Raw genomic sequence first — 7,977 nt, 5'->3', positions numbered from 1 at the left:
TCAGGCACTCGAGCCGACGACCAGCGCCGCCGTGACCAGCCGACCCGGCTGATCCCGTCGTCAGCTGGGACGGTACGCCGGAAGCGCCTCGGCCAGTGTGGGGAAGTGATCGTGCCCGCTGCTCCGCAGGAGATCAACGAGCCACTGCGCCGTCCCGGACGTGCGCAGCCAGCCACCATGTTCAACCGCCAGCTTCCCGGCCTCGGTGAGTACGTCGACCCCGGCCGGCTCCAACGCCGTCACTCGGCGCAGATCGACCACGAGACGCGGAAGCTTCGTTGTAATCACATGCGCGAGCTCCGTCGCGAGGGCCGGCGCCGCCACCTCGTCCACCGTCCCGGCCACCCGGACCACCGCACAGTCACCGACTGCGCTCCAGCCGCAGACGAACGGCCCCCGAACCTCCGTCGGCGGCCGTACGGATCCCACGATCCGCGGCCCCGCAACAGCACGCCCTAATGCTTTCACGACCTCACCTCTGCCTCACCAGATAACGTTTCTACAACATCAGTACCCCGAACCTTCGCTCAGGAACGTGGCAACAGGGACCGAGCGCGCGAACGCGGTGAGGGTTACTTTGCGTAGAGGGCTTCGACGTCGGCTTCGTGCTTGTCCATGACGACGTGGCGGCGGAGGGAGAGCTTGAGGGACAGTTCGCCGGACTCCTGGGTCCAGTCGGTCGGCAGGATGCTGAACTTCTTGATGCCCTCGGCCTTGGAGACGGCGTTGTTGGCGTCGTCGACGGCCTTCTGGATCTCGGCCAGCAGGTCCTCGTCGTCGGTGAGGGACGCGACGTCGGCCGGCTTGCCACGCTGGCCGGCCCAGGGAACGATCGTCTCCGGGTCGATGGTGACCAGGGCGGCGATGAACGGCTTGCCGTCGCCGACGACCATGCACTGGCTGACCAGCGGGTGCAGCCGGATCTGGTCCTCGAGTACGGTCGGGGCGACGTTCTTGCCGCCGGCAGTGACCAGGATCTCCTTCTTCCGGCCGGTGATCCGGATGAAGCCGTCGACGTCGACCTCACCCAGGTCGCCGGTGTGGAACCAGCCGTCGGCGTCGATCGCGTCCGCGGTCGCCTGGTCGTTCTTCCAGTAGCCCTGCATCACCTGGCCGCCCTTGAAGAGCAGTTCGCCGTCGTCAGCGACCGCGACGGACACGCCCGGCAGCGGCCGGCCGACGGTGCCGATGCGGATGTCGTCGGGCAGGTTCACCGCCACCGCGGCGGTGGTCTCGGTCAGGCCGTAGCCCTCCAGCACCGGTACGCCGATGCCGCGGAAGAAGTGGCCGAGCCGGTCACCCAGGGGCGCACCGCCGGAGACGGCGTACTGCACCTGGCCGCCGAGGACAGCACGGAGCTTGCCGTAGACCAGCCGGTCGAACAGCGCGTGCTTCGCCTTCAGGCCGAACGACGCGCCGCCCTTGTCCTGCGCCCGCGAGTACGCGATCGCGGTGTCGGCGGCGGCGTCGAAGATCTTGCCCTTGCCGTCGGAGTGCGCCTTCTGGCTGGCCGAGTTGAAGACCTTCTCGAACACCCGCGGCACACTCAGGATGAACGTCGGCCTGAACGCGCCGAGGTCCTCGACCAGGTTCTTCACGTCCGCGCTGTGGCCGACCTTGACTCGCATCATCACGCAGCCGACCTGGATGATCCGCGCGAACACGTGCGCCAGCGGCAGGAACAGCAGCGTGCTCGCGCCGTCGACGTCGAACAGGTCGTCCAGCACCTTCACGGCCGGGTTGAGCTCGTCCAGGAAGTTGGCGTGCGTGATGCGGCAGCCCTTCGGGCGACCGGTCGTCCCGGAGGTGTAGATCAGCGTGGCCGGGTCGCCGGGCCGGATCGCAGTCCGGCGCTTGTCGAACTCGGCGTCGGAGACCTCCTGGCCGAGGACGGTGAGTTGCTCGACCCCGCCGGCCTCGATCTGCCAGACCTCCTGCAGCGTCGGCGCCTCGCTGCGGGCCGACTCGACCACTGCGCCGTGGGCGGCGTTCTCGACCACCGCGGCGACCGCCTCGGAGTCGGTCAGGATCCACTGGATCTGGGACGCCGACGACGTCTCGTAGATCGGCACGGTGACCGCGCCGATGCTCCAGATCGCGTAGTCGACCAGGGTCCACTCGTACCGGGTCGCGCTCAGCAGGGCGACCCGGTCGCCGTGCTGCACGCCGGCCGCGATCAGGCCCTTGGCGACGCCGGTCACCTGCCGGGCGAACTCGGCCGCGGACACGTCGAGCCAGCCACCCTCGACCCGGCGGCTGAACACGGCGGTGTCAGGATGAGAGGACGCGTTCGCCCAGATGGGGTCGCTCAGACTCCCCGTGGGCGGCTCGGTCACAGCAGGAACGGTGTACTCACGCATCCGCGTCGTCTCCTCAGTCGGTCACGAATTGTCGACGTCCGGCGCACGCTACAGTCACCTACCCTGAAGTAGCCAGGTTCATGTGACCCAGGGAACAGGTGTTCAGCAATGCCCACGCTCGACATCAGTTGCGACGACTTGGTCGTTGCTGATCCAGCCTACGTCGCCGAGCGGCTCGGCTCGGACACGCTGTGGCGCGAGTGGTGGCCGGACCTGACGCTGACGCCGTCGGAGCACCGCGGCCTCGAAGGAGTCCGCTGGGCCGTCACCGGTGCCGCGACCGGTACGGCGGAGTGGTGGCTCGAGCAGGTCCGGGATGGCGTCGTGGTGCACTGGTACCTGCGCGTCGACCCGGTGAGACCGCTCCGCGGCCAGGCCCTGGCCAGGCTGCGGGAGAGGTACGTCGCGCAGTACCGGGACCGGCTGTGGCGGTTCAAGGACGAAGTCGAGGCGGGCCGCGCCGCGGGCGAGCGCCGTACCGGCTCCGAAGCCGCGATAGTCTCCGGTGAGGGAATCGACCCGCAGCAGTCCCAGCACGTCCCGGCCCGGCAGCAAAGAGGTGAATCGATGGCGGAACAGACCACCTCGACCATCGTGGTCAACGCGACCCCGAAAGAGATCATGACGGTGATCGCGGACTTCGCGGCCTACCCGGAGTGGGCCGACTCGATGCGGGAGACCGAGGTGCTGTCCACCGACGAGGCGGGCCGGCCGAAGCAGGTCCGGTTCAGGGTCGACGCCGGGGCGATCTCCGACGAGTACACCCTGGACTACACGTGGTCCCGCAACGAGGTGACCTGGACGCTGGTGCAGGCCAAGATGGTGAAGGGGATGGACGGCGCCTATGTGCTGCGCGACCTGGGTGCGGAGGGGACCGAGGTGACGTACCGGCTGGCCGTGGACGTGGCGATTCCGATGATCGGGATGCTCAAACGCAAGGCGGAGAAAGTCATCATCGACACGGCCCTGAAGGGGCTCAAGAAGCGCGTCGAGTCCTGATCCAGTGACTCGGGTTCTGCTGTACACGGGTAAGGGCGGCGTCGGGAAGACGACCTCCGCCGCCGGCACGGCCACGCTCGCCGCACTCCGCGGGCTGCGCACGCTGGTGCTGTCGACCGACGCCGCGCACTCGCTGTCGGACGCGTTCGACAGCGAGGTCGGCGGTGAGCCGACGGAGATCGACGACCTGCTGTTCGTCCAGCAGATCGACGCCCAGCGGCGGTTCGAGCGGTCCTGGGGCGACATCCAGGCGTACCTGCGGTCGGTGCTCAGCACGGTCGGCGTGGATCCGATCGAGGCCGAGGAACTGACCGTGCTGCCGGGCGCCGAGGAGGTGCTCGCACTGCTCGAGGTGCGCGACCACGTCCGGTCCGGGCGCTGGGACGTGATCGTGGTCGACTGCGCGCCGACCGCGGAAACCCTGCGCCTGCTCGCGTTGCCGGAGGCGCTGAACTGGTACATGGACCGCATCTTCGACGCCGAGCGCAAGGTGCTGCGGACCTTCCGGCCGTTCCTCAGCCGGACGTCGGGCCTCCCGATGCCGGACGACACCGTCTTCGACGCGCTCCGCCGGCTGCGGAGCGATCTGTCCGACATCCGCACGTTGCTGGCCGGCCCGGACGCGTCGGTGCGACTGGTGCTCACGCCGGAGGCCGTGGTCGTCGCCGAGGCCCGGCGTTCGCTGACCCGGCTCTCGCTCTACGGCTACCGCGTCGACGGCGTGGTCGCGAACCGGGTGTTCCCGGCCGCGGGCGCGGACACCTGGCGGCGCCAGTGGGTCGCGGCCCAGCGCGGGATCCTCGAGGAGGTCTCCGACTCGTTCCGGCCGCTGCCGATCTGGGAGTCGCCGTACCGGGTGTGTGAGCCGGTGGGTGTGGAGGAGTTGGCCGCCTTCGCGGTCGAGATGTACGGCGGTGACGACCCGTTCGCGCGGGCGACGGACGAGACCTCGCTGTGGGTGGACCGGCATATCGACACCGACGGGCGCACGTACACCCTGACCATGCCGTTGCCGTTGGCATCCGCCTCCGAGCTCGAGCTCGCGCGGCACGGGGACGAGCTGATCATCACCGTCGGGTCGTACCGGCGGGTGCTGCCGCTGCCGGCGGCGCTGGCGCGGGGAGTGGTCGCCGGTGCGCGCCTGGACGACGGGCGGCTGCAGGTGCGGTTCGCGCCGCGCGAGTCGGCTCGCCCGGTCCTGTCCGACCTGCCGAACGGCACCGGGCCGCTGGAGTCCGCGCAGGAGCTGGCGCAGGGCCTGACGGCCGAGTTCCACGCCCAGCGCCTCGAACGCGAGGCCGCCATCGGGGAGGGCGGCCGATGAAGGAGCCGATCGGTTCCGTCGCCGAGGAGGCCGCCAAGCTGTTCGCCGTCCTCCAGCAGGCGGCCGACACCCGTACGCCGCCGACCGGAACGCCGGTGGACGAGCCGCAGGACGACGTCCGGCGGGACGCCTCCGACGACATACCTGAGCACGAGCACGGGATCGGGCGCGGACCCGAGTGTCAGTGGTGTCCGGTCTGCCAGCTGATCAACAGGGTGCGGAACACCAGCCCGGAGACGATCGAGCAGCTGTCGACCGCGGCCGCGCACGTGCTCGGCTCGGTGAGATCCCTGCTGGAGGCGGCCGCGGAGGCTGCCCGGCAGGCGCGGGAGGACGCAGCGTCGCGTTCAGAGCAGCAGGAGGAGCCGAGCCGGTCCCGGGTGGACCGGATCGACGTGAGTGAGGACCCCGAACCATGGGACTGACCATCGGCATCGACGTCGGCGGGACCAAGATCGCTGCCGGCCTCGTCGGCCCCGACGGCACGATCGGCGCGCGCACGCATCGCGACACCCCGGCCAACTCGGTCGACGAGACCGCGGCGGCGATCTGTGACGCGGCCGCGGAACTGATCGCCGGACACGAGGTGCAGGCGGTCGGCATCGGTGCCGCCGGGTTCGTCTCGGCCGACCGGTCGACGGTGCTGTTCGCGCCCAACCTCGCCTGGCGGGACGAACCGCTGGGCGCCCGGGTGGCGGAGACCCTGAAGATCCCGGTCGTGGTCGAGAACGACGCGAACGCGGCGGCCTGGGGCGAGTTCGCCTTCGGCGCGGCCAAGGACGTCGAGCACATGGTGTGCATCACCGTCGGCACCGGCATCGGCGGCGGGGTCGTCATCGACGGCGAGCTGCTGCGCGGCGAGCACGGCGTCGGCGCCGAGCTCGGGCACATGCGCGTCGTTCCGGGCGGGCATCGGTGCGGTTGCGGTGCGCGCGGGTGCTGGGAGCAGTACGCGTCCGGCCGTGCGCTCGTGCGCGAAGGCCGTGCGCAGGCGGAGTCCGGGTCGCTCGCGGCCGCACAGATGCTGAGCGTCTGCGGGATCACCGATCCGGCCGAGCTGACCGGGCCGATGATCACCGAGGCCGCCGCGGCGGGCGACCCGTGCGCGGTCGAGCTGCTGGACGACCTCGGCCGCTGGCTGGGCGAGGGCCTGGCGAGCATCGTGACCTTGTTCGACCCGAGCGTCGTCGTGATCGGCGGCGGGGTGAGCGCGGCCAAGGAGCTGCTGCTGAAGTCGGCGCAGGTCGCGTTCGAGAGGAACCTCCCGGCCAAGGCGAACCGGCCGCACCCGAGCTTCGGCCTGGCCGAGCTGGGCAACGACGCCGGCCTGATCGGCGCCGCCGACCTGGCCCGCCGTCCGGTCACCGCGGCCCGCGCATGACGGCGTGCCGGCCCGGGAACGGCGCCCCCCGCACCGCGGCGTACCGGCTGGTGGACCTGCGGGCGCGGGATACTGGACGTGGTCCGGCGGGGGCTGGGGGTACGGCGAGGAGGCTCGTGCAGTGGCTCTGACGCAGGCTTTGACGATCGGGATCGACATCGGCGGCACCAAGGTGGCCGCCGGGGTGGTCGACCCGGAAGGCAACATTCTGGACCGGTTGCGCCGGGACACGCCGACGAAGGACCCGAAGGAGACCGAGGACGCGATCGCGGAGATCGTCCGCGACCTGGAGTCCCGGCACGACGTGATCGCGGTCGGCATCGGCGCGGCCGGCTTCGTCGACGGGACCCGGTCGTCGGTGCTGTTCGCGCCGCACCTCGCCTGGCGGCACGAGCCGCTGCGGGACGCGGTCGAGCGCCGGCTCGGGCTGCCGGTGGTGGTCGAGAACGACGCGAACGCGGCCGCCTGGTCGGAGTGGCGGTTCGGTGGCGGTCAGGGGGAGAGCCACCTGGTCTGTGTCACCCTCGGCACCGGCATCGGCGGCGCGATCCTGAACGACGGGTCGCTGCAGCGCGGCAAGTTCGGCATCGCGGGCGAGTTCGGGCACATGCAGGTCGTCCCGGGCGGGCATCGCTGCGAGTGCGGGAACCGCGGTTGCTGGGAGCAGTACGCCTCCGGCAACGCGCTGACCCGGGAAGCGCGGGAGCTGGCGCTGTCGGGTTCGCCGGTCGCGCACAACCTGCTGCGGGCGGCCGAGGGCGACCCGCGGCAGATCAACGGGCCGATGGTCACCGAGCTGGCCAAGGACGGCGACCCGGTCGCGGTCGAACTGCTGGAGGATGTCGGTCGCTGGCTCGGGATCGGCCTGGCCAACCTGGCCGCGGCGCTGGACCCGGGCACGTTCGTCATCGGCGGTGGTGTGTCCGATGCCGGCGAGCTGCTGCTGGCGCCGGCCCGGGAGGCGTTCAAGCGGACGCTGACCGGTCGCGGATTCCGGCCCGAGGCGCGGATCGTGCGCGCCGTCCTCGGCCCGGAGGCGGGCATGGTCGGGGCTGCCGACCTGGCCCGCGAGGAGGCGACCTGGCTGCGCCGGGTGCGCGTCAAGACGACCGCGGTCACGGCGAAGACCGCCGCGGCCCGGAACCGGACGACCCGGCTCGAGCGGGCGGCGCGCAAGTCGGCCGGTCGCCGGACCGGGATGCGCGCGGCGACCCCGGAGGCCGACCTCCACCACGCCGACCTGAACGGCGAACCCGAGGCATGATGCCCGGTCCCGACCGGGGCCCTGGTACGCCGGACGACCTGGGGCCGCCCGGCGATGCCGCCGTACTGCGGGTGCTGTCGTACAACGTGCATCGGTGGGGTGACGACCGGGAGGCGCTGGCGCGGGTGGTCCGGGCGTGTGCGCCGGCGGTGATGCTCGTGCAGGAGGCGCCGACCTGGTTCGGCACCCGGCGGAAGCGGCGGGCGATGGCGGCCGGCTTCGGGATGAAGTACGTCGCCGCAGCGGCGCGGAACGCGATCCTGGTTGCCGACGGCATCGAAGTGGCCGAGCCGTCGCACTGGCGGATCCGGCGGCCCTTCGTCCGCCGCCGGCTCCGGTTGATCGCGACCCAGCTCCCCGGCGGGGCGGTCGGCGGCCGGACCACCCTGGGCACGACGCAGCTTGCCTTGGTCGTCTGCCATCTCGGCCTGCACATCCGTGGCCGCCAGTACGAGCTCGAGCAGGTGCTGAAGGGCTGCCGGTCGTTCGGTACGCCGTACCTCCTGGTCGGCGACCTCAACGAGGAACCCGACGGGCCGGTGTGGAAACGCCTCGCCGAGGAAGGCCTCACCGACCTCGGCGCCGACGCCGGCCCGACCTTCAGCTCCACCAACCCGCACAAACGCATCGACGGCGCCCACCTCACCCC

The 7,977-nt window shown here is 71.3% G+C and carries 8 protein-coding genes; 6 read left to right on the top strand and 2 right to left on the bottom strand.

What is annotated here, in order from left to right; genetic code table 11:
• Positions 1-60: 60 nt before the first annotated feature.
• Positions 61-354 carry an STAS domain-containing protein gene (locus tag E1218_RS33565; protein WP_325052873.1) on the bottom strand — a complete coding sequence of 98 codons (294 nt, stop codon included), beginning with the start codon at positions 352-354 and terminating at the stop codon, positions 61-63.
• A gap of 218 nt (positions 355-572) precedes the next feature.
• Entirely contained in the window at positions 573-2,360 is a 1,788-nt protein-coding gene (locus E1218_RS33560) for an AMP-dependent synthetase/ligase (RefSeq protein WP_132327071.1), read from the bottom strand.
• A gap of 108 nt (positions 2,361-2,468) precedes the next feature.
• Between E1218_RS33560 and E1218_RS37630 the strand changes: the two genes are divergently transcribed.
• The 6 genes from E1218_RS37630 to E1218_RS33530 all read left to right on the top strand — a co-directional run.
• Positions 2,469-3,359, top strand: coding sequence for an SRPBCC family protein (locus E1218_RS37630; protein WP_132327070.1), 891 nt, complete (start codon positions 2,469-2,471; stop codon positions 3,357-3,359).
• Between the two features lie 4 nt (positions 3,360-3,363).
• Entirely contained in the window at positions 3,364-4,683 is a 1,320-nt protein-coding gene (locus E1218_RS33550) for an ArsA family ATPase (protein ID WP_202866338.1), read from the top strand.
• Positions 4,680-5,108 carry a hypothetical protein gene (locus E1218_RS33545; protein ID WP_132327069.1) on the top strand — a complete coding sequence of 143 codons (429 nt, stop codon included), beginning with the start codon at positions 4,680-4,682 and terminating at the stop codon, positions 5,106-5,108. Before E1218_RS33550 ends, E1218_RS33545 begins: the two co-directional genes overlap by 4 nt.
• Positions 5,099-6,064: an ROK family glucokinase gene (locus E1218_RS33540; protein ID WP_132327068.1), complete on the top strand. Its 966-nt coding sequence runs from the start codon at positions 5,099-5,101 to the stop codon at positions 6,062-6,064. The genes E1218_RS33545 and E1218_RS33540 overlap by 10 nt, the downstream gene beginning before the upstream one ends.
• A 121-nt stretch (positions 6,065-6,185) precedes the next feature.
• Entirely contained in the window at positions 6,186-7,328 is a 1,143-nt protein-coding gene (locus tag E1218_RS33535; RefSeq protein WP_132327067.1) for an ROK family glucokinase, read from the top strand.
• Positions 7,328-7,977, top strand: a 650-nt coding sequence (locus tag E1218_RS33530; RefSeq protein ID WP_165949533.1) for an endonuclease/exonuclease/phosphatase family protein, incomplete at its 3' end; no start/stop codon positions are given. The genes E1218_RS33535 and E1218_RS33530, both read left to right, overlap by 1 nt.

It is taken from the genome of Kribbella turkmenica, assembly GCF_004348725.1.
GTDB lineage: Bacteria > Actinomycetota > Actinomycetes > Propionibacteriales > Kribbellaceae > Kribbella > Kribbella turkmenica.
This window is presented reverse-complemented; position numbering and strand designations above follow the sequence as displayed.

Coding starts and splice junctions, on each gene's coding strand:
- E1218_RS33545 (WP_132327069.1), top strand. CDS start 4,680: ATGAAGGAGCCGATCGGTTCCGTCGCCGAGGAGGCCGCCAAGCTGTTC.
- E1218_RS37630 (WP_132327070.1), top strand. CDS start 2,469: ATGCCCACGCTCGACATCAGTTGCGACGACTTGGTCGTTGCTGATCCA.
- E1218_RS33540 (WP_132327068.1), top strand. CDS start 5,099: ATGGGACTGACCATCGGCATCGACGTCGGCGGGACCAAGATCGCTGCC.
- E1218_RS33560 (WP_132327071.1), bottom strand. CDS start 2,360: ATGCGTGAGTACACCGTTCCTGCTGTGACCGAGCCGCCCACGGGGAGT.